The organism is Microbacterium sp. UCD-TDU, assembly GCF_000340625.1.
Taxonomy (GTDB): Bacteria; Actinomycetota; Actinomycetes; order Actinomycetales; family Microbacteriaceae; genus Microbacterium; species Microbacterium maritypicum.
The window spans coordinates 16,336-35,852 of the sequence record NZ_AOSO01000005.1 but is presented as its reverse complement, the minus strand read 5'-3'; the positions used below and the strand labels follow the sequence as shown (position 1 = coordinate 35,852).

18 protein-coding genes and 1 tRNA gene are annotated in these 19,517 nt (G+C 68.1%); 11 read left to right on the top strand and 8 right to left on the bottom strand.

The features are described 5' to 3' along the window. Positions 1 to 247: 247 nt before the first annotated feature. Positions 248 to 1,198, bottom strand: coding sequence for an alpha/beta fold hydrolase (locus D514_RS20140; protein WP_017828063.1), 951 nt, complete (start codon positions 1,196 to 1,198; stop codon positions 248 to 250). Between the two features lie 109 nt (positions 1,199 to 1,307). On the opposite strand from D514_RS20140, the gene D514_RS20135 reads away from it, so the two are divergent. From D514_RS20135 to hrpB, 7 genes are all read left to right on the top strand, one after another. Continuing rightward, the gene (locus D514_RS20135) at positions 1,308 to 2,282 is read left to right on the top strand and encodes a YafY family protein (RefSeq protein WP_031205315.1); all 975 of its coding nucleotides are present in this window, start codon (positions 1,308 to 1,310) and stop codon (positions 2,280 to 2,282) included. Positions 2,283 to 2,392: 110 nt separating this feature from the next. Continuing rightward, entirely contained in the window at positions 2,393 to 3,100 is a 708-nt protein-coding gene (locus D514_RS20130; protein ID WP_031205313.1) for an ABC transporter ATP-binding protein, read from the top strand. After that, the gene (locus tag D514_RS20125; protein ID WP_017828060.1) at positions 3,097 to 4,377 is read left to right on the top strand and encodes an ABC transporter permease; all 1,281 of its coding nucleotides are present in this window, start codon (positions 3,097 to 3,099) and stop codon (positions 4,375 to 4,377) included. Before D514_RS20130 ends, D514_RS20125 begins: the two co-directional genes overlap by 4 nt. Positions 4,378 to 4,380: 3 nt before the next feature. Beyond that, positions 4,381 to 4,983 (top strand): TetR/AcrR family transcriptional regulator, encoded by a 603-nt coding sequence (locus D514_RS37925; protein ID WP_017828059.1) that lies wholly within the window; start codon positions 4,381 to 4,383, stop codon positions 4,981 to 4,983. 302 nt (positions 4,984 to 5,285) lie between these two features. Next, positions 5,286 to 5,714 carry a MarR family winged helix-turn-helix transcriptional regulator gene (locus D514_RS20120; protein WP_017828058.1) on the top strand — a complete coding sequence of 143 codons (429 nt, stop codon included), beginning with the start codon at positions 5,286 to 5,288 and terminating at the stop codon, positions 5,712 to 5,714. 162 nt (positions 5,715 to 5,876) lie between these two features. Next, entirely contained in the window at positions 5,877 to 7,481 is a 1,605-nt protein-coding gene (locus D514_RS20115) for an SPFH domain-containing protein (protein ID WP_017828057.1), read from the top strand. 202 nt (positions 7,482 to 7,683) lie between these two features. Continuing rightward, positions 7,684 to 10,239, top strand: a complete 2,556-nt coding sequence (gene hrpB, locus D514_RS20110; protein WP_017828056.1) for an ATP-dependent helicase HrpB — start codon at positions 7,684 to 7,686, stop codon at positions 10,237 to 10,239. 21 nt (positions 10,240 to 10,260) lie between these two features. On the opposite strand, the gene D514_RS20105 is transcribed toward hrpB, so the two are convergent. Together D514_RS20105 and D514_RS20100 are read right to left on the bottom strand one after the other, a co-directional pair. Further along, entirely contained in the window at positions 10,261 to 11,013 is a 753-nt protein-coding gene (locus D514_RS20105) for an AAA family ATPase (RefSeq protein ID WP_017828055.1), read from the bottom strand. A 97-nt stretch (positions 11,014 to 11,110) separates the two neighbouring features. After that, positions 11,111 to 12,613 (bottom strand): L-serine ammonia-lyase, iron-sulfur-dependent, subunit alpha, encoded by a 1,503-nt coding sequence (locus tag D514_RS20100; RefSeq protein ID WP_017828054.1) that lies wholly within the window; start codon positions 12,611 to 12,613, stop codon positions 11,111 to 11,113. 55 nt (positions 12,614 to 12,668) lie between these two features. Between D514_RS20100 and D514_RS20095 the strand changes: the two genes are divergently transcribed. Continuing rightward, positions 12,669 to 13,301, top strand: a complete 633-nt coding sequence (locus D514_RS20095) for a hypothetical protein (RefSeq protein WP_017828053.1) — start codon at positions 12,669 to 12,671, stop codon at positions 13,299 to 13,301. Between the two features lie 75 nt (positions 13,302 to 13,376). Beyond that, positions 13,377 to 13,685, top strand: coding sequence for a hypothetical protein (locus D514_RS20090; protein ID WP_017828052.1), 309 nt, complete (start codon positions 13,377 to 13,379; stop codon positions 13,683 to 13,685). A 95-nt stretch (positions 13,686 to 13,780) separates the two neighbouring features. Here D514_RS20090 and D514_RS20085 read toward each other — a convergent pair whose 3' ends face one another. After that, positions 13,781 to 15,511, bottom strand: a complete 1,731-nt coding sequence (locus D514_RS20085; RefSeq protein ID WP_017828051.1) for an L-aspartate oxidase — start codon at positions 15,509 to 15,511, stop codon at positions 13,781 to 13,783. Positions 15,512 to 15,588: 77 nt separating this feature from the next. Here D514_RS20085 and D514_RS20080 point away from each other — a divergent pair, with 77 nt between their 5' ends. Next, positions 15,589 to 16,518: a LysR family transcriptional regulator gene (locus D514_RS20080; protein WP_036322629.1), complete on the top strand. Its 930-nt coding sequence runs from the start codon at positions 15,589 to 15,591 to the stop codon at positions 16,516 to 16,518. A gap of 57 nt (positions 16,519 to 16,575) precedes the next feature. Here the strand turns inward: D514_RS20080 and D514_RS20075 are convergent. Beyond that, positions 16,576 to 16,648: transfer RNA gene (locus tag D514_RS20075), tRNA-Arg, on the bottom strand. 64 nt (positions 16,649 to 16,712) lie between these two features. Then, a complete protein-coding gene (locus D514_RS20070; RefSeq protein ID WP_017828049.1) occupies positions 16,713 to 17,297 on the bottom strand; it encodes a hypothetical protein in 585 nt (194 codons plus the stop codon). A gap of 130 nt (positions 17,298 to 17,427) precedes the next feature. Between D514_RS20070 and D514_RS20065 the strand changes: the two genes are divergently transcribed. Continuing rightward, a complete protein-coding gene (locus tag D514_RS20065) occupies positions 17,428 to 18,279 on the top strand; it encodes an SDR family oxidoreductase (protein WP_017828048.1) in 852 nt (283 codons plus the stop codon). Between the two features lie 23 nt (positions 18,280 to 18,302). Here D514_RS20065 and D514_RS20060 read toward each other — a convergent pair whose 3' ends face one another. Both D514_RS20060 and D514_RS20055 read right to left on the bottom strand, forming a co-directional pair. Further along, positions 18,303 to 19,166: a hypothetical protein gene (locus D514_RS20060; RefSeq protein ID WP_017828047.1), complete on the bottom strand. Its 864-nt coding sequence runs from the start codon at positions 19,164 to 19,166 to the stop codon at positions 18,303 to 18,305. Further along, complete coding sequence (locus D514_RS20055; protein WP_017828046.1) at positions 19,163 to 19,408, bottom strand: hypothetical protein; 246 nt, start codon at positions 19,406 to 19,408, stop codon at positions 19,163 to 19,165. The genes D514_RS20060 and D514_RS20055 overlap by 4 nt, the downstream gene beginning before the upstream one ends. Between the last annotated feature and the right edge of the window lie 109 nt (positions 19,409 to 19,517).

Below are 19,517 nucleotides of genomic sequence, written 5' to 3'. Positions count from 1 at the left end.
TGTGCCACGTACTGTCCCGCGGCCGACGCAACCAAGATTGCGCACGAACCGTATGCTTTCGCGAAACCTGGGAAATCTCAATGAGTTTTTTGTCACGACGCTGGATCGTGACCTGAGGGAGACGTGCGGCACGACGGAAACCGGGATCGATGCGACTGTCGTGTCTCATCGGAGATCCCGTGAGGTGAGGCATGACATCCGCGGAATTCCGCGACTGTCATGCCTCACCAGAGGCTCCGAGGACGGATCACTGATCGCGCGTCGCGTCCTGTCGTCGCAGCCAACTCACGATCGCCTCGTTGAGTTCGGTGGGCTTTTCCTGCTGGATCCAGTGCCCGCAGTCGAGACTGACGACGTCGACGTTCGGCACGAAGTCCGCAAGCGTTTCGGATTTCTGCACCATGTCTCTGTCGCCGTAGATCATGAGTGCGGGGTGGAGGATGATCGGGTCCACATCGGCGAGCAGGTGCCAGTTGCGGTCGAGGTTCCTGTACCAGTTCACGCCGCCCGTGAATCCCGAGGTTTCGAAAGCCGAGACGAGAACGTCGAGTTCCTCGTCGCTCATGACGGGATCGCCGAGTGGTGCCTCCGCTCGGGCGAGATCGATGAACGCCATCCCCGGCTGAGGCTGCCGAGGGGGTTCGTTCTTCCGATACAGGTTGCGAAGGAACGGGAACGTGTTCTCATCGAAGACGGCGTCTGCGACGCCGGGCTGTCGATTGAAGTGGACGAAGTAGAAGTCACCACCGAGCACGGCTTCCATGAGTTCGATCCACGGAACCTCTCCACGTTCCTGATAGGGCAGGCTCAGATTGATCACCTTGTCCACGCGGTCGGGATGCAGCAGAGTCAGCCCCCAGACGACGCTTGCGCCCCAGTCGTGACCGACGAAGACCGCCCTGTCGTATCCGAAGTGATCGAGAAGTGCGACGAGGTCACCCGAGAGGTGTCCGATGTCGTAGGCCGTCACGTCAGCCGGCCGCGAGGAGTTGCCGTAGCCGCGCTGGTTCGGGACGATGACGTGGTACCCCGCAGCGACGAGCGCTGGCACCTGATGCCGCCAGACGGAGGCATGCCCGGGCCATCCGTGGCAGAGCACGACAGGGTTCCCGGCATTCTCTCGCCCGGCCTCGAAGACTTCGAGTTCAACGCCGTTGACCGGGATAAGGGTGGGGTCGGGGAAGTCGGACAGCTTCATGGATGCTCCTCTGAGTTCGGCACCGATCGCGGGTCTGGATCGGCGGCTACTCGGACCGTACGAAGCATTCTGGACACCGGATGTCCTAGATCCTCGGCAGGCTGAGATCATGAGAACCAATCCCACGGGCAGAGCCCTGCAGTTGTTGTCGCTTCTGCAGACCAACCGCTTCTGGCCCTGTGCGGAACTGGCGGCTCGGCTCGGGGTGACCGAACGAACGGTGCGGCGAGACCTCGACCGCCTTCGCGAGCTCGGCTACCCGGTCGATTCCACCTCGGGGAGGTACGGCGGCTACCGGCTCGCGACGGGAGCGCATGTGCCGCCGCTGATCCTCGACGACGAGGAGGCCGTCGCGGTGGCGATCGGCTTGCGCTATGCCGCGGAAGCCGTGATCAGCGGGATCGAGGAGACATCACTGCGCGCTCTGGCGAAGATCGAAGCGCTTCTGCCTCACCGGCTTCGTCGACGGGTGTCGGCGCTGCACTCGAGTGTCGCCTCCCTGAGGCGGGCGGTAGACGACGACGTCATCCATCCGGAGTCGCTGAGCGTATTCGCCGCAGCATGTCGCGACCACGAGCATGTGCGGTTCGACTATCGGCGAACCCGGGAAGAGCGCAGCAGACGGCACGTCGAGCCGCATCAGCTCGTCACAGCCGGGCGTCGCTGGTATCTCGTCGCGTGGGACCGAGATCGTGGCGACTGGAGAACGTTCCGACTCGACCGCATCCAGGCGCCGCGACCCGTCGGCACTCGTTTCCCGCCCCGAACGGTTCCCGGAGGAGACGCCGCCGAGTTCGTCGCGAGATCGATCGGCCGCACGGCCCGCGATCACGCTGCGACCCTCGTCATCCACATGCCGTACGCCGAGATCGAGGGCGTCCTCCGGTGGGCCGACCACACTCTGCGGGAGGATCACGCAGAGCACTGCGTCATCGGAATCCGCAGCGAAGATCTCGGAAGGCTCGCGATGACGATCGCCGAGATAGCGCTCACTGCTCCGGTATCTGTCATCGAGCCGGCCGAGCTCGCGAGCGCCGTCGAGCGGCTCGCCACCCACCTCGTCGACCGCGAGCGACTCACGTGACGGCTTCGGAAGCCGCCGCGTGGGCCATGAAGTGAGAAACGCGTCCGAGACAACGGCGGTTCCATTCGTCCGTTATGGCAGTCTCTGCCTATAGTTGCTACAGTTACTGCATGACAAGAAATCAGGACTCCGTCCTCCTCGAAGCGAGTGGGCTGTCCAAGTGGTACGGAAAGGGCGAAGGGCGATTCCGCGCTCTTGATGACGTCACGGTGCGGATCGGCGCGGGCGAATCGGTGGCGATCGTCGGCAAGAGCGGTTCGGGCAAGTCGACTCTGATGCATCTGCTCGCCCTTCTGGATGCACCGGACGCAGGAGCCGTCTTCGTCGATGGGCGCGACGCGGCGGGTTTGCGCCCGCGAGAGGTGAACGAACTACGCAACCGCCGGTTCGGCTTTGTGTTCCAGCAGTTCTTCCTCACGGCGAACACGTCCGTTCTCGACAATGTGACGCTGCCTCTCAAGATCGCCGGCACCCCCGCACGAGAGCGTCGCGCCCGCGGTCTCGCCGCGCTGCGGACGTTCGGCTTGGAAGACAAGGCGAAGAACCGGGCCAGCGATCTCTCCGGCGGTCAGAAGCAGCGGGTGGTGCTCACTCGCGCTCTCGTCGGGGAGCCCGCGGTGATCTTCGCCGACGAACCCACGGGCAACCTGGACTCCGCTACGGGCCGCCTGGTCGAGGAAGAGCTGTTCCAGCTCAACCGGGAGCGAGGGATCACCCTGGTCATCGTCACTCACGACGAAGATCTCGCCGCTCGCTGCGACCGGCAGATCCTCGTTCGCGACGGCCGCATCGTCGACGCCATGGAGGTGGCGCAATGAAGACCACCGACCTCGTCCACACCGCCTTCGCGAACACCTTCCGGAGCAAGCTGCGCACGACCCTCACAGTCCTGGCTCTGTTCGTCGGCGCGTTCACTCTCACGCTCACGACGGCCCTCGGTGCGGGAGTGTCCGACTACGTCACCAAGCAGGTCGCGTCCCTCGGGGCGAACGACGTCTTCCTCGTTTCGAAGGCCTCGAGCACGACAGCCGCCGATAGCGGTCCGCAGAAGTACGACCCTGAAACCTCGAGTCCCCCCACCGGGACCGACAATCCGCTCACAGGCTCAGCGGGCGCCTTGGCCGATTCCGACATCGCGACTCTCGCCGGCATCGACGGTCTTCATGATGTGAAGCCCGTGTCGACGGTCGCGATCGACTATGTGGAGGCCGATGGGGGCGACCAGTACCAGTTCACGATCGCTCCGACGTCCTCCATCGCTCAGGCCGACCTCGCCGCCGGTGAGCAACTCGAGGCCTCCAGCCCCGATTACCAGGTCATCCTCCCCGAGGACTATGTCGCACCGCTGGGCCTCGGCAGCAAGGAACAGGCGGTGGGCACGACCCTCACTCTCGGCTTCACCGACGTCACCGGCGTCGAGCACACTCAGAGCGCGACCGTCGTCGGAGTCTCCAACACGAGCTTGCTCAGCGCGGGAGCGGGCGCGAACTCAGCATTGGTCGCCGCGATCGCAGACGAGCAGAAGGCCGGATCACGCGCGCCGAACCGGTACCAGGTGGCGGTCGCGTACTTCGACGCGGACGCCTCCGAGTCTCAGATCACGCAACTGAAGGAAGAGATCGCGGATTCCGGCATGTCCGCCCAGACCATCGAGGATCAGCTCGGGGTCGTGCAGACAATCATCACCGGAATCACCGGTGTGCTGAACGCCTTCGCCGTCATCGCACTCCTGGCCGCCGCGTTCGGCATCGTCAACACGCTGCTGATGAGCGTGCAGGAGCGGACGAGAGAGATCGGTCTGATGAAGGCCATGGGGATGGGCAGCGGCCGCATCTTCACCCTCTTCAGCCTCGAAGCTGCGCTGATCGGATTCCTCGGCAGCGTGATCGGTGTGCTCGTGGCGATCACGGTAGGGCTACCACTCAACGGGGTACTCGCCAGCGGTCCTCTTTCGGGCCTCACGCTCCTGCTTTTCCAGCCCAGCGGAATTGTCGGCGTCATCGCACTGATCGTGATCATCGCCTTCCTCGCCGGCACACTCCCGGCACGTCGAGCAGCGAAGAAGAATCCCATCGACGCTCTACGATACGAATAGAACATGAACGAAACGATGAGCGCGCGCGGCGGCAGCAACGCCAGAGGACGAGCCACCGCGCGCGCCATCGAAAACGCCGCACTACGCCTTGCTGCCGAACACGGCGTCGCCGCCATAACCGTCGATCAGATCTGCGCTGCAGCCGGCATCGCCCAGCGGACGTTCTTCAATCACTTCGACACCAAAGAAGACGCGCTGCTCGGCAAGGATCTTCCGCGGATCGACGAGCAGCGGGCCCGTGAATACCTGAGTTCCACAACCATCGGTGTGCTCACCGGCGCTCTGGAACTTGTCCGCCTTCCCGCAGCCGGAGACAGCGAGCACGAGCTTCTCCTCACCCGGATCACCCTCCTCTCCGCATCACCCGCTCTCGCCGAACGCCAGGCCACACGGATGCGTCCGCTAGCGGACGAGGTGCAGAGCATCATCCGACTCAAGCTCACCGACCTCGAGCCCGACCGCCCCGCTGAAGACGTCGACGCCTCGGCAGCGCTGATCACACAGATCGCCTCCGCGCTCATGCTGACCTCCGCCCTTCCTCACCCAGATGGGTCACCCTCCCCCACGATCCACGACCTCGCCTGGATCTGGCCCCGACTGCTCTGATCTGCGCGTCCACCCGGTCATGGACCTCATGCGGCCCTTGGCGGCGACGCCGTCGATCAAGCTTGAGAGGCCTCGCGGCCTTCACATGTCACCGGTAGTCTCGCGAGTTCGGACACCCCCTGGCCAAACTTTCCGTGACCAAACCGTTGCATTCGTTATCTCGCCGTTATACAGTGATCACACGGTGAATGTTTGCTGTGGCACTCACCGCATGTGATTGCAGGACACTCTTGGTGCAAGGGACAAGGGCCGGTCGGGAGCCTCTCCGACCGGCCCTTTACTGTTCGCACTATCCTGTGATGATGACCGATCGCAAGCTCGCCCTGGAGGCCTGGGAGAGCCTGTTCCGCGCGCAGCACGAGTTGTTCACCGAGATGTTGAGCGACTTCGAGCACAGCGATATCACACAGGCCGAGTACGACGTGCTGCTCACGGTGACCCGCTCCCCCGACATGACCGCGCGCCTGCGCGACATCACCTCGAACATGCTGATCAGTCAGCCCAGCGTCTCGCGCCTGGTCGACCGCATGGTCACGCGAGGACTCGTGGCGAAATGCGCGGACCCCGACGACGGACGCGGTGCCCTGATCCGCGCGACCGACGAGGGTGCGAAGGCGTTCCGCGCGCTCGCCACCGTGCACGGACGCTCGATCGCCGACCGCATGTCGCGCCTGGACGACGACGAGCTGCGCGCGCTGCGTGACCTCGCGGAGAAGCTCCGCGCCCGCTGACCTCCCCTGCACAGCGCAGAGCGCCGTGCGAGGTCCTCCTGTTCCGCTCACAACCGTCGCCCCCTCAACGCGGGCGGGCACTATCTGGCAGGGTGGGGGACGAAGGCGCGCACCACGGCGCGCTCGAGACCGCCCCCTCGGGGGGAACCAGGGAGGTCATCCATGGAGATCGCCGGAATCGTCGGCATCCTCGTCATCGTCGGAATCGCCGTCGTCGTCGTCGTCGTCCTACTGCTCATCCTGCTGCTGTTCGCACGCAGCTGGATCAAGGTCGCTCGTGCCGACGAGGCACTCGTGATCTCCGGTCGCAAGCAGAAGGTGCAGACCGCAGTCCTCTCGGCAGACGGCTCGAGCAGGTCCGAGATGTCGGAGTCGCCGGTCACGGTCATCGTGAACGGCAAGTCGCTCGTCAACCCGATCACGCAGCGCCATGAGATCATCTCGCTGCGCTCACGCCAGGTCTCCCTCAACGCCGAGGCCCAGTCGCTCGACAGCGTGACTCTGAACGTCGACGGCGTCGCGATCGTGAAGATCGGCTCCGACCCGATCCTGGTGCGCCGTGCCGCCGAGCGCTTCGCCTCGCAGGACAAGGCGATCGAGCAGTTCACCACAGAGCAGCTCGAAGGTGCCCTCCGCGGCATCGTGGCCACCCTCTCGGTCGTCGAGTTGATGCGCGAGCGCAAGAAGTTCTCCGACCAGATCGCCGCCGACGTCTCTCAGGAGCTCGCCGAGCAGGGCCTGATCCTCGACTCGTTCCAGATCAAGGGCATCACGGACAAGGTCGGCTACATCCAGTCCCTCGGCGCCCCCGAGATCCAGGCCAAGCGCCAGTCCGCGGAGATCTCGCAGACCAACGCCGACCGCGCGATCAACCAGAAGAACATCGCGAACCAAGAAGCCAACCTGGTCGAGCAGACCGCACTCGACACCAACACGGCCAACGCCAACGCCGGCATCGGCCGCGCGCGGGCCGAGGCGGAGCAGGCCGAGAACCTCGCACGCGAGCAGGCGCAGCAGGCCGTTCTGCAGCAGCAGGCCGAGAACAAGCAGGCTCAGCTCGACGCCGACGTCAAGCGCGTCGCCGACGCGCAGCGGTACGAGGCGGAGACCCGCGCTCAGGCCGAGCTCTACACACGCGAGCGCGCGGCAGAGGCCGCCGCGATCGAGCAGGTCAAGCAGGCCGAGGCCCGTACTCGCATCGCCGAGCAGCAGGCCCAGGCCGACAGGGCACGCGCCGACGGTGAAGCAGCCGCGGCTGTCGCGAAAGCACAGGGTGAGGCCGACGCGCTGCGTTCCCAGGCAGAGGCCGAGTCCGAGGCCCGCCGCCTGCGCGCCAGCGCCGAGGCCGATGCCATCCGCGCCGAGGGAGACGCACGCGCCGCGGCCCTCGAAGCCGAGGCCAAGGCCATCGCGTCGAACCAGGACGCGTTCCTGTCGCAGCGCGTGCTCGAAGTGCTGCCGTCGATCATGGCGGAGTTCTCGAAGGGCTACGCGGCGATCGGCAACGTGTCGATCATCGGCAGCTCGGGCGAAGACGGCGCCTCGAACGTCGTCGGAGCCGACAACGCCAAGGCACTGCGCTCGGTGTTCGACAGCGTGCACTCGGCCACGGGGCTCGATCTCGCCGGGATCATCCAGGGTCAGGCCGTCGGTCGCGGCATCGGCGAGGGTGTGGCTGCGGCCACCGCTCCCGCTCCTGCGCAGGCGCGGGTTCCGAACCCGACCACTCCGCCGCCGCCTGCAGCACCGGCGACCGACGCGGAGTAGTCCCCGTCACACGAAGACAGCGGATGCCGCGGCCCTTCCGGTCGCGGCATCCGCTGTCTTCGTGCGGGCGCCCCGGTCCCCCGTCCATCACTCAGGAGATTCGTCGCCGCAGGTGGACGAGAAGCCGGATCCGACCGCATCGGAGGCAACCGTCCTGAGTTGTGGACGACGCCGGACGTCGCCGACCGGGCAGACTGGGACGATGACGTCCGCCGCCTTCGACCTCGCCGCCATCGGCGCAGGCCTCTCGTTCGCGGCTGCCCTCGACGAGCTCGCCCAGACGCTCGACACGAGCACGTCGGCGGTGGTGAGCGCGCCACCAGGCACCGGCAAGACGACGCTCGTGCCGCCGCTGCTCGCCTCTCGTTCGACCGGCCGCGTCATCGTCACCCAGCCGCGTCGCGTCGCGGCCCGCGCCGCCGCGCGCCGGCTCGCACAGCTCGACGGGTCCCCGCTCGGCACTCGAGTGGGGTTCACCGTCCGAGGCGAACGCGCGGTCGCAAAGCAGACGCGGGTCGAGTTCGTCACGGCCGGCGTCCTGCTGCGGCGGCTGCTGAACGACCCCGGCCTCCAGGGCGTCGATGCGGTGATCATCGACGAGGTGCACGAGCGCGCGCTCGAGACCGACCTGTTGATCGGCCTGCTCTCGGAGGTACGCGAGCTGCGAGACGATCTGGTGGTCGTGGCCATGTCGGCTACCCTCGATGCTGCGCGCATCGCGTCGGTCATCGGCACCGAGCAATTCCCCGCACCGATCATCGACCATGTCGTCCCGGCGTTCCCGCTCACCGAGCGCTGGGCCCCGAGCCCTGTGCCGCGCCTCGATGAGCGTGGCGTCACCCGGGGGTTCCTCGATCATGTCGCGAGCGTCACCGCATCCGCCGCCCGGGAACTGGTGCGTGATCATCCCGACGCCGATGTGCTGGTCTTCGCACCGGGCGCCCGCGAGGTGTCGGAGATCGCCCGCCGCGTCCGCGACCGGGGCGACGGACTCGACGTGCGGGAGCTGCACGGCCAGATCCCGCCTGGCGAGCAGGATGCCGTGATCCGTGGCCGCACGCCGGGCGCCCTTCCACGCGTCATCGTCACGACTTCTCTGGCCGAGTCCTCTCTCACCGTTCCGGGGGTGCGGCTGGTCGTGGACAGCTGCCTGTCGCGATACCCGCAACGCGACGCCGCTCGCGGCATGACGGGACTGGTCACCAGCGCCGCCTCCCGCTCGTCCTGCGTGCAACGGGCGGGTCGTGCCACCCGGCAGGGCCCCGGGGCCGTGATCCGCTGCGTCGACGAGCGCTCCTATGCGGCCGCCCCCTCCCGGCCGGTCCCCGAGATCGCGGTGATCGACCTCGCCGACGCCGCCCTGCTGCTCGCGTGCTGGGGCTCCCCCGGCGGAGCAGGGCTGCGGATGATCGATCCGCTTCCGCCCGACAGCCTGGCAGACGCCCTCACGGTGCTGGGCGCTCTCGGCGCGATCGACGACGACGGCCGTGCCACCGATGAGGGCCGCGCCCTGGCTCGCATCCCCACCGACCCGCGACTCGCGCGCGCTCTGCGTGACGGCAGCCCGGTGGTCGGCAGCCGACTCGCGGCGGAAGTCGTCGCTCTCCTGGGCGGCGACCTGAGGGTTCCCGAGGCCGACGTCGCGCAGGCCCTCGTCGCCCTGCGCAGCGGTCGAACGCCGGACGCCCGCCGCTGGCGCGACGACGCGAATCGTCTCGAGCGCATGGTCCGCCCGACACCGGGTGCCCGCTCCGATCTCGACGGAGTCGGATTCCTGATCGCACTGGCCTTCCCTGAGCGGATCGCCCATCGCGTCGAACGCACGGCCGAAGGGGCGACGTTCCTGCTCGCGTCCGGGACCAGGGCCGGGGTGAGCGGCACACTCTCGGCCGTCGACTGGCTCGCCGTCGCCGACGTCGCCCGGGCATCGGCACGCGCGGCGGCCGGCTCCGGCGCGGTCATCCGATCCGCCGCGGTGCTCACCGAAGCGCAGATGGAGGACGCCGCGAGCCATCTGATGACCGATCGCGTCGAAGCGGAGTTCAGCGGAGGTCGTGTCCACGCCCGCCGCGAACGTCGGATCGGCGCGATCGTGCGCTCGTCGGTACCGGTGCGGGCATCGGCCCAAGACGGGCGAGACGCCGTGCGCCGCGCGCTTCGCCGTGACGGGCTCCGCATGTTCACGTGGTCTGACACCGCAGATGCGCTGCGCCGCCGACTCGCGATACTGCGACGCGAGATCGGCGCCCCCTGGCCCGATGTGTCGGACCCCGGGTTGGTCGAGACGCTCGATGCGTGGCTGGCACCCGAGCTCGATGCCCTGGCATCCGGCACCCCCGCGAGCCGGCTGGATCTGTCGTCGGCGCTTCGCCGCCTGCTGCCGTGGCCTGAGGCGGCGCGCCTCGATGAGCTCGTCCCGGAACGGCTCGAGGTACCCAGCGGATCCCGCATCCGCATCACCTATCCGGAGTCGGACAGCGACAGGGCCGCTCGGCCCGTCGTCGCCGTGAAGCTGCAGGAGTGCTTCGGCTGGGCCGAGACTCCGCGTCTGGTCGAGGGACGGATGCCGGTGCTGTTCCACCTGCTGTCCCCCGCGGGGCGACCACTCGCGGTGACCGACGACCTCGCCTCGTTCTGGTCGGGTCCCTACGCTCAGGTGCGCGCCGAGATGCGCGGACGCTACCCGCGGCATCCCTGGCCCGAGGACCCGTGGGCCGCCGCGCCGACCAAGCACACCAAGAACCGCGCCGTGCGCTGAGTCACGGTCGGGGAACGCCGGTCAGTCGAGCAGATGGCGCAGGTAGCGCGTCGGATGCTCGAGGAACGAGCGCCAGTGGTTCACGATCTCGAGGTCGCTCCACTCCGCCGGTCGCACACCCCACTCCCCCACCTCGAGGATCTTCGCGCCGGGAAGCGCCGCCAATACGGGTGAATGCGTCGCACACAGCACCTGACCCCCCTCATCGGCGATACGTCGGAGCACCGCGATGAGGGCGAGAGTCGAGTTGAACGACAGCGCGGCCTCCGGCTCGTCGAGGCAGTAGAAACCCGGCTCGTCGAACCGGCTCTCCAGCAAAGCGAGGAACGACTCTCCGTGACTCATCTCGTGAAACGGGACGTCGCCCCTGGCCGAAGGGTTCTCCTCCAGATAGGTGTAGAACGAGTGCATCGTCTCGGCGCGGAGGAAGAAACCCCATCGGTTCGCTCCCACACCCCGCTGCAGCCGCAGCCATTGCGACAGCGGAGACTCGGTCGGGCGGGTGGTGTGCCTGGCCTGCCGGGAACCGCCCTCGGGAGAGAGCCCGTAGGCGATAGCGATGCCCTCGACCAGGGTCGATTTGCCGCTGCCGTTCTCGCCGACGAGGAACGTGACCCCGGGGTCGAGGTCGATTCCCTCCCGCAGCACCTGGGCGACGGCCGGGATGCTCGCGGGCCACCTCGCCCCGGGTGGTGGAGCGTCATCGTTCGGGCGCACCGCCACCACCGGCTGCTGCCTTCGATGGCGAGAGGTCGGCTCCCAGAACGCATCCATCCGCTTCCTCCCCCGTCACCCGCACCCTCGTGTGCGCACGGACGAGGCTACCCGCGGAGTCCGACAGGGCGGCGAGAGCCCGGTCGTGCTCGGGCCGTCAGCACTCGATGACGTTGACCGCGAGTCCGCCCTCGCTGGTCTCCTTGTACTTGGTCGACATGTCCGCCCCCGTCTGGCGCATCGTCTCGACGACGGCGTCCAGCGACACGTAGTGGCTGCCGTCTCCGCGCAGCGCCAGGCGGGCGGCGGTCACGGCGGTCGAGGCGGCGATCGCGTTGCGCTCGATGCACGGGATCTGCACGAGCCCGCCGATCGGGTCGCAGGTGAGACCGAGGTGGTGCTCCATCGCGATCTCGGCCGCGTTCTCGATCTGACGGTTCGTGCCGCCCATCACCGCGGTGAGGCCGCCCGCGGCCATCGCGCAGGCGGATCCGACTTCGGCCTGGCATCCGCCCTCCGCCCCCGAGATCGAGGCGTTCGCTTTGAACAGCGAGCCCAGGGCGGTCGCCGTCAGCAGGAAACGACGGATGCCACGGCGGCGGTTCGCCTCGGCCGTCTGCTCCGGGTCGAGGTCGGCGTCCATCTGCGCGGCGAGGCTGCGACCGTCAGGGCCGAAGCCCAGCAGCGCACTTCCGACCAGCTCGCCGTAGGGTGTCACGGCATTGCCGGCACCGAGCCCGGAGTCGGCAAGGAATCTCCACCAGTACATCGCTACCGCGGGCAGAATGCCGGCCGCACCGTTCGTGGGTGCAGTGACGACGCGCCCGCCCGCCGCATTCTCCTCGTTGACGGCGAGTGCGAAAGCCCCGAGCCATTCGCCGGGGAGTTCACGGTGCCCGTCGGCCTCGACCTCATCGAGCTGCGCACGGATCGTGCTCGCCCGCCGCTTCACCTTGAGGATGCCCGGCAGCACACCGTCGGAGTGCAGGCCGGCATCGACGCACGCCGACATGGCATTCCAGATCGCGTCCAGCCCGGCAGCGACCTCTTCCTCGCTGCGCACCGCGGTCTCGTTCAGTCGCGCGACCTCGGCGATCGACAGTCCGTTCTCATCGCACAGCGCGAGCAGCGACGCGGCATCCGCGTAGGAATAGGGGAAGCCGGCAGAGGTGATCGACGTCTCTTCGCCCTCACGCCGGATGAAGCCTCCGCCGATCGAGTAGTAGGTCTCCTCGGCGATCGTCGCGCCGGCGGCGTCCCACGCGGTGATCGTCATGGCGTTCGGATGACCGGGAAGCCTGGTGCGTGGCGCGAAGACGATGTCGGTCTTCGCGAACGGGATCGGCTGCTGGCCATCGAGAGTGAGCGGCTCACCCGCCGCGTACTCGGTCCAGGCCGAACGCACCTCCGCGGGGTCGCAGCTCTCCGGCGACAATCCCCGCAGCCCCGCCACGACGGCATCCGGCGTTCCGTGTCCGATACCGGTCGCTCCCAGCGAACCGAACAGCGTGCACTCGATCCGCGACACCGCGCTGAGCGTCTGGCTCGCGCCGAGCCGGTGGACGAAGTCCAGGGCCGCGCGCATCGGGCCCACCGTATGGGAGCTCGAGGGCCCCACTCCGATGGAGAACAGGTCGAAGGCCGAGACGTACGCAGTCACTCGTCCAGGGTACGCCGCCTTCCCCTCTTCAGTTCACCCCCATTAACCTGATCGCATGAGTGATGACACCGGGATCCTGCTGTTCCTCGCGGCGGGCGCGCTCGTGCTCGTGCTTATCGTCGTGTTCGGCGTTCTCAGCTCGCGCAAGAAGAGCAGGGCGACGACCCGCACCTGGAGCGTGCGCACCGGGTGGATCGGCGAGCAGCCGTTCCTGGAGAGCAGCGATCTGGCACCGGATGACAATCGCCAGGAGGAGCTGTTCCGGCAGACCTACCCGATCGGCGGGACCGTCACGGTCGCGATCACCGATGATCAGGGCGAACGCGCCGAGCATGAGGTGCACGTCTCGCGGATCGGACGCAGCCTGCGTGCCGGTTTCCCGCAGGCGAAGATCGGCCTGAGTGCCTACTTCCGCGAATGGGAGGGAAGCGAGTTCCCGACCGTCTTCCCGGTGAAGGGGTCCGACAAGATCGTCGAGATCGCGCTGGATGCCGACGGCGTCACGGCCAGGGATGCCGCAGGTGCGACCGTGTTCGCCTCGCCCTGGTCGACGCTGCTGTTCTCGAACGGACCCGACATCGCTCTCGCGGGCGGTACCGGCAAGACGGTGCGCGTGGAGTACGAAGACGGCGACGCTCTCGAGGAGCTGCTGATCAAGTACGGCACGCTGAAGCAGATGCACTTCTGAGGCCGCGTCAAGCCCCTTCATCCGGTGCGGTTGCGACGGCATCCTGATGGCGACGACATCGCGAAAGGGACGATCATGACGAACAGCACACCGGAGCAGGAACCGTCTCCCGAGACGCAGGCTCCCACACCCACACCCTCATCGGGCACCGACGCGGGAGAGGTGACGGCGGAGTCGCCCGCGCCGGAGGCCTCCCCCGCACAGGCCGCGTCCGCCGAGAAGGCAGACCCCGATGAGGTGCCGAGCACCGAGCAGTTGCAGGAGCCGAGCACCGAGAAGGCTCCGGGCGAGGAACCCAAAGCACCCCGGCGCGACGAGCCCGAGCCCGATCATGAGGCCGTAGGCATCGGCGTGATCGACACCGAGGAGCCTCAGGCCGACTGAGCGCCGCCCCGGCGAGCCGGTTCCGGTCGCACTTTCTGCCGCCTGATCGGAGATCGGACGGCAGAGAGTGCGACCGGAGCGAGTCGGGTTCGCGACTACTCGACGAGCTTGCCCGTGGTGTCGACCTCGCGCATGAGCTCGGCGATCTCGGGCGAGATCTCGGGGATCGCCTCCCGGGTCACGCCGTCCTTCGGCGACCACACCAGGTTCACCTGCAGCGTGGGATCACTGTCGGGGAAGTCGCTGCGGTTGTGGCATCCGCGCGTCTCGCGACGCTCCAGTGCGGCCTCGAGCGTGGCGCGCGCGGCGAGCGCTGAGGCCTTGAGGTCGAACGCGTGCGCGAGGTCCTGGAAGCCCGCGATGTCGGGGTGGATGCCGATGTCCTCCATGCGTCCCTCGATCATGTCGAGGTCGGCGAGGCCTGCCAGCAGCCCCTCCTCCGAGCGCACCACACCGGCGTACCGGGTCATGAGGTTGCGGATCGCGCGCTGCAGGGCGCGCACGTTCTCGCGACCTTCCGCGGCGAGCAGGTCGTCGATCTCGGCGCGGGCCTCGGCGACCGCCGACGCCGAGCGACGCTGGGCGTCGAGACCCGCCGCATGCTCCATGGCCGCCTGTCCGACGATGCGTCCGTAGACGAGAAGCTCGATGAGCGAGTTCCCGCCCAGGCGGTTCGCGCCGTGCAATCCACTGGAGGCCTCACCGATCGCGTAGAGCCCGTCGACGTCGGTCTGGTGGTCCTCCGAGCGCACCCAGACGCCGCCCATCGAATAGTGCGCGGTCGGGGCGATCTCGATCGGATCTGTCGTGATGTCGAGCATCTGCAGCTCCATCATCGTCTGATAGACGCGGGGCAGACGGGTCATGATCGTCTCTCGGGGCAGGTGCGACACGTCGAGCCAGACGCCGCCGTTCTCGGTGCCGCGTCCTTCCTGGATCTCGGTGTACGCGGCGAGCGCGACACGGTCCCTGGTCGACAGCTCCATCCGCTCGGGGTCGTACTTCGCCATGAACCGCTCGCCGAGAGCATTGCGCAGGATGCCGCCCTCGCCGCGAGCCGCTTCGGAGATCAGGGTGCCCGCGGCGCTCTCCGGCTCGATGATGCCGGACGGGTGGAACTGCACGAGCTCGGGGTCGCGGAGCCTGGCGCCCGCGTCGACGGCGAGACGGAAGGCGTCACCCGTGTTCTCGTCGCGGCGGGAGGAGGTGCGCCGCCAGATGCGATTGTGTCCGCCGGCGGCGAGGATGACGGCGTCGGCGTGGATGAGGTAGCGGGTGCCGTCGGCCTGGTCGAAGCCGTAGGCCCCGAACACCACGTTGTCGCGCACGAGCAGGCGCGTGATGTAGACGTGATCGAGGATCGGGACCTCGAGTTGCTCGGCCTTGCGCACCAGAGTGCGCTGGATCTCCAGGCCCGTGTAATCGCCGGCGAAGGCCGTGCGGCGGAAGGTGTGCGCACCGAAGAAGCGCTGGGAGATGCGGCCGTCATCTTCGCGGGCGAAGTCCATGCCCCAGCGCTCGAGGTCGCGGATGCCGCGTTCGGCGCCCTGCGTGACGATCTCGACCGTGTGCGGGTTGGCGAGCAGGTAGCTCTCCTTGATGGTGTCGGCCGCGTGCTGCTGCCAGCTGTCGTCCGCGTCCATGGTGCCGAGCGCCGCGTTGATGCCGCCGGCGGCGAGCGAGGTGTGCGCATCCTGCCGCGGGCGTTTGCCGACGGCGAGCACGTCGACCCCGTGTTCGGCGATCTCGATCGCCGCCCGCAGCCCGGAGCCGCCGGTGCCGATGACGAGGACCGTGGTGGATATCTGTCGTTCGCGCGTAGCCATGCGCTCCACGCTAGTTAGGCGATCCTAATAACTCCAATGCATAGTTCGACTGGAAACGATGCGGGTAGGCTATGGCCATGAACCTCGAGCAGCTCCGCGGGTTCGTCGAGGTCGCGCGTCTCGGACACTTCACCCGCGCCTCCGAGCACCTGCACCTGGCACAGCCGTCGCTGAGCCGGCAGATCTCGACGCTCGAACGCGAGCTCGGCGCCGAACTGTTCCACCGCGCACGCGGCCACATCGCCCTCACGGCTGCGGGCGAGACGCTGCTCCCCCGCGCACAGCGCATGCTCGCCGAGGCCGATGCCATCCGCGATGAGATGGGCGAGCTGGCAGGTCTCCGCCGCGGACGCGTACGCCTGGGTGCGCCGCCCACCCTCTGCATCAGCCTGGTCGCCGAGGCGATCCGCTCCTTCCACGCGAGTCATCCGGGCGTCGATCTGCATCTGACCGAGAGCGGTTCCCGGCGGCTCGTCGAACAGCTCGCCGTCGGCGCCGTCGACATCGCCCTCATCACCGAATCCGACGGCCCACCACCCTCGGGTTTCAGCCTCACGCGCACCCCGCTGCTCGCCGAAGAGCTCGTCGTGATCTCCGCCGCCGCAGAGCCGCCGGTCTCGACCATGCCCGCGATGAGCCTCGCCCACCTCGCCACGCTCCCGCTGATCGCTCTCGACGAGACCTACGAGCTCCGTGCGACGACCGATGCCGCTTTCCGCTCGGAGGGGCTCCGGCCCACCCACGTGCTCGAGGGCGCCGAGATGGATGCGGTGCTGCGTTTCGTCGAGCGCGGCGTCGGTGTCGCGGTGGTCCCGGCGATGGTGCTGCTCGATCGGCCCGCCCTGCGGTCGGTTCGCCTGACGCATCCGATGATGACCCGCACCGTGAGCCTCGCCCACCGTGCGGATGTGACCCCTGCCGTCGCCGTCGCCGCGATCCGCGAGGTCATCGTCGCCACGGCCGCTGAGGTCGCGCACCGCGACCCGGCCATCACGAGCCTGCTCTGAACGCAGAAACGGCCCCCACCGAAGTGGAAGCCGTTCCTTTACTGTCTCAACACAGTGTGCGCCCGAAGGGACTCGAACCCCTAACCTTCTGATCCGTAGTCAGATGCTCTATCCATTGAGCTACGGGCGCCCGGCCCGCTCAGCGGGCCGTAGAACAGCCTACAACAGTCGCGACGGGAAAGCGAAACGAGGCCTCACTCGTCGGCCGAGGCGGCCTTCTGCTGCTTCTTCCGCCGCTTGGCCTTGGCTCTCTGCTCCGACGAGAGCGCCTGCAGATCGACGAGCCGCAGCGCCTGCATACGCGCTTCGCGCATGCGGTTGTAGTCGGGATCCTGATCAGGACGCATGCCTTCGACACGCAGACGACGGTCGAGGTTGTGGCGCACGTCGGCCCAAGCGGCATCTCTCGCCTCCTCGACGATCTCGGCGAGCCGCTCGCGGTCCTGCATGATCTCGCGCAGACGCACGGCCACACCGGTGGACTGCTTGGCCCGACGGCGGAGGTTGCGCACATCGCGGTCGCGATAGTCGTGCGTTCCCACCGGATCGGAGTGCCGACCTCTCGCGCGTTTGCGGAGGGCGGTGACGGTGGCGGCAGCCTCTTCCGATTCCTCGGCCATGGCGCGAAGCGCCTCACGCGCATCGTCGATGTACTTGTCCATGTCGAAGACACCGTCTTCGGCGATGGTGCCGATGAGGATGTGGTTCTTCACCGCGAGGCGCGCAGCAGCGGTCGCGATCGCAACGCCTTCGGCGATGGCATCCGCTGTCCGTCCCACCGGTACCTCCTCTCCTTGAGCGTACCGGTATCACTGCGGCCCGGTGTCGGCCAGAATGGTTCGGAATCAGCTTGCCCCACCCATCCGACATCCGCGGGTTCGCACCCGGATCGCGCGCCGCAGGAGCCACATGAAGCACCTCGACCTCACCGGCAGCACCACCGTGATCACCGGAGCCGCCAACGGGATGGGCGCCGACATCGCGCGCCTGCTCGCCGGTCGAGGAACGCACCTCGCGCTCATCGATCACGACGCCGCGGCGCTCGCGACCATCGCCGCAGAACTCGCCGCAGAACTCGCCGACGTCCATGTGACGACGCACGTCGTCGACCTGCGCGATGACGAGGCCGTGTTCGCCGCCGCCGCGAGCATCGCCGAGGGGCACCCGCGCATCAACGCCCTGATCACGTGCGCCGGATCATCGATGCTCGGCGACATCGACCAGCTCACGATGGAGGAGATGCGCTGGCTCACCGATGTGAACCTGTGGGGCACGGTCTCGATAACCAAGGCACTCCTCCCCGCGCTCCGCGCAGCTCCGGCCGCGCACATCACGCACCTGGCCAGCGTCTACGCACTCGCCGCCCCCGCCGGACGCATCCCCTACGCCGTGAGCAAGTTCGCCGTGCGCGCCTTCTCCGAGGCACTGCGGCATGAGCTGGAAGGCACCTCGGTGAGCGTCGGCGCCGTCTACCCCGCGGGCGTGCGCACCGGCATCATCCTGCACGGGCGCTACGCCGCCGCGATCGATCCGGCCGTGGCCGCCCGCGCCGCCGCCGCGCAGGCCCGGATGTACCACACCGAGCCCGCGGACGCGGCGGCGCGGATCGTCCGGGCGACCGAACGACGCTCCGCGCGCACGATGGTCGGACGCGAAGCCCGCCTGATCGACGTGCTCACCCGCGTCGCGCCGTCGTCGTACTGGCGCGTGATGCGGCGGCCGCTGCGTGCCGCCATCGACACGACGACACCGGCGGACTGATCCGGGCCTGTGAGCTACTCTGCTCAGCGGACGGCGCCCACCCAGATGCCCGAGGCCCAGGCCTGCTGCTCGCCGTCGCAGCTGACCGATCCGGGGTATCCCCGCACCACGGCCATGCAGTTGGCGAGGAACTCCGGGTCGCTGCCGAACAGCGCCCCGTAGGCTCCCGACGACGTGAGCGCGCCCCACACGCGGAACTGGTAGATGTGCGCGAGCTCGTGCGCCATGGCCCAGTTCAGCCGACCGTCGCTCCAGTTCACGATGTCGGCGCGGTACTTGATGTATCCGTTGCTGTTGGCGCATGCCGGGGCGTTGCCGCCAGCGCACGACGAGGACTCATAGAGCCCGACGCCCCCGCCCCCGACGAGGTCGAGGGCTGCCCGCACCCGCGCATACCCGTCCGGGCCGCTCGACGACCATGCCGGCCCGCCGGGACCCGAGCTCTGAGCTGCTTGCCACGAGGCGACCTCGGTGCCCACCTTCTCGGCGAGCGCGTGGACGGTGGCCGTGGCCGCGGCGACCGTGTCGGGGTTCTCCTTCTCTGCGACGACGGCCTGCTGCGCCGAGAGTGCGGCGGCGCGATGCGTGGCCGTGTCCACCCGCCCCTCCGCCCCCTGGAGCGCGGTGGTCAGCGCCTGCAGTTCGGCGAGGAAGGCCGGGCGCAGGGCGAGGACCGCGGCACGTTCTGCGGTGTCCTGCTCCGCGCGGCCGACGGCGGCGTCGAGGTAGTCGGTGCGCTGGGTGGCGTCGTGGTACCGGTCATTCAGGGCATCGAGCTGCGCGATGGCTGCCGATCTCTCGTTCTCGAGAGCGTCGGCTCTGCCGACCATCCCCCCGACGAGCAGCACGGAGGCCGCGACCGTGACAGCCAGCACACGCCGGATCACGGCAGGAATCCCGTCGTGTCGGCGATGTCCGCGTCCTGATCAGCGAGCTGCGAGCGAAGGGCCGTGAGCTTCTCTGCGAGCTCCAAGTTCTCATCGCGGGATTCATCCAGCGCGCGCTCGATCCTCACGATCTCCGCTTTGACCGCGGCGATCGACTCCAGACGCTCCTGGTCGGCGATCACGACGAGCGAGATCCCACCGACCAGCAGGAGGCATCCGACAGCGACAGCAAGATTCCGCATCTCGCTCCCCAGGACAGCGCAACAGTTCCGGACCGACTCCGATCTCCCCAATATACAACCGGAGCCGTCTCTGCACTCCCCCGACCGCGAGAGACGGTGGGCCCGACGG

Excerpts from the sequence above, each read along its gene's own strand:
- D514_RS20140 (WP_017828063.1), bottom strand. The coding sequence starts at position 1,198 with ATGAAGCTGTCCGACTTCCCCGACCCCACCCTTATCCCGGTCAACGGC.
- D514_RS20135 (WP_031205315.1), top strand. The coding sequence starts at position 1,308 with ATGAGAACCAATCCCACGGGCAGAGCCCTGCAGTTGTTGTCGCTTCTG.
- D514_RS20130 (WP_031205313.1), top strand. The coding sequence starts at position 2,393 with ATGACAAGAAATCAGGACTCCGTCCTCCTCGAAGCGAGTGGGCTGTCC.
- D514_RS20125 (WP_017828060.1), top strand. The coding sequence starts at position 3,097 with ATGAAGACCACCGACCTCGTCCACACCGCCTTCGCGAACACCTTCCGG.
- D514_RS37925 (WP_017828059.1), top strand. The coding sequence starts at position 4,381 with ATGAACGAAACGATGAGCGCGCGCGGCGGCAGCAACGCCAGAGGACGA.
- D514_RS20120 (WP_017828058.1), top strand. The coding sequence starts at position 5,286 with ATGACCGATCGCAAGCTCGCCCTGGAGGCCTGGGAGAGCCTGTTCCGC.
- D514_RS20115 (WP_017828057.1), top strand. The coding sequence starts at position 5,877 with ATGGAGATCGCCGGAATCGTCGGCATCCTCGTCATCGTCGGAATCGCC.
- hrpB (WP_017828056.1), top strand. The coding sequence starts at position 7,684 with ATGACGTCCGCCGCCTTCGACCTCGCCGCCATCGGCGCAGGCCTCTCG.
- D514_RS20105 (WP_017828055.1), bottom strand. The coding sequence starts at position 11,013 with ATGGATGCGTTCTGGGAGCCGACCTCTCGCCATCGAAGGCAGCAGCCG.
- D514_RS20095 (WP_017828053.1), top strand. The coding sequence starts at position 12,669 with ATGAGTGATGACACCGGGATCCTGCTGTTCCTCGCGGCGGGCGCGCTC.
- D514_RS20090 (WP_017828052.1), top strand. The coding sequence starts at position 13,377 with ATGACGAACAGCACACCGGAGCAGGAACCGTCTCCCGAGACGCAGGCT.
- D514_RS20085 (WP_017828051.1), bottom strand. The coding sequence starts at position 15,511 with ATGGCTACGCGCGAACGACAGATATCCACCACGGTCCTCGTCATCGGC.
- D514_RS20080 (WP_036322629.1), top strand. The coding sequence starts at position 15,589 with ATGAACCTCGAGCAGCTCCGCGGGTTCGTCGAGGTCGCGCGTCTCGGA.
- D514_RS20065 (WP_017828048.1), top strand. The coding sequence starts at position 17,428 with ATGAAGCACCTCGACCTCACCGGCAGCACCACCGTGATCACCGGAGCC.
- D514_RS20055 (WP_017828046.1), bottom strand. The coding sequence starts at position 19,408 with ATGCGGAATCTTGCTGTCGCTGTCGGATGCCTCCTGCTGGTCGGTGGG.